General features: G+C 41.6%; 1 protein-coding gene. It reads right to left on the bottom strand.

The window, feature by feature from the left end:
* Window positions 1–73 precede the first annotated feature (73 nt).
* A complete protein-coding gene (locus AACR75_RS01005; RefSeq protein ID WP_029190007.1) occupies window positions 74–415 on the bottom strand; it encodes an SH3 domain-containing protein in 342 nt (113 codons plus the stop codon).
* Window positions 416–510: the final 95 nt, after the last annotated feature.

Genomic DNA, 510 nt, shown 5'->3' with positions numbered 1-510 from the left:
ATTGTACCGTAACCACTAAAGTTGAAGTAGAAGCAAAAATGCCAAGCGTTGGGAATCCCTCTTAAATTGTTTGTTATGTACGTTGTACCGAGCGCACTGGTACCCAACCAATTTCACCCGTTGACCTCGAAACTCGATACCACTCATTGAGTTCGAATAGCACTGACAGTTTTTCACCAATAACAGTATTGAGTTCAGCATTGTCATAATCTTTAAGCAAGATTCCTTCAGAGCCACCTTCAATCTTTTCGATATATTGAACTGGAGCCCAACCCTGCTCCCCTTCACTACTGGTTATAAAGATCCAGTTGGGAAACTCGTCGTCTATTGTGCCTAGAGCTACTTTATCGCCTTGTTTCAAATAAAACGGATTGGGATATTCTGAGACGTGCTTTTCAGTAGTAACTACTTCCATATTTTCTCCAAAGTACATAACGCCCGGCTAAGGGGTTGACAACGCATAGCCGAACTCAAAAAACACACTGTAAACACTGAACTTCAATTTTGCAC

This window comes from Vibrio sp. ZOR0018 (assembly GCF_963865925.1).
In the GTDB taxonomy this organism is placed as follows: Bacteria; Pseudomonadota; Gammaproteobacteria; order Enterobacterales; family Vibrionaceae; genus Vibrio; species Vibrio anguillarum.
Note: the sequence above shows the minus strand (reverse complement) of the source record. Positions and strands in the feature narration are given on the sequence as shown.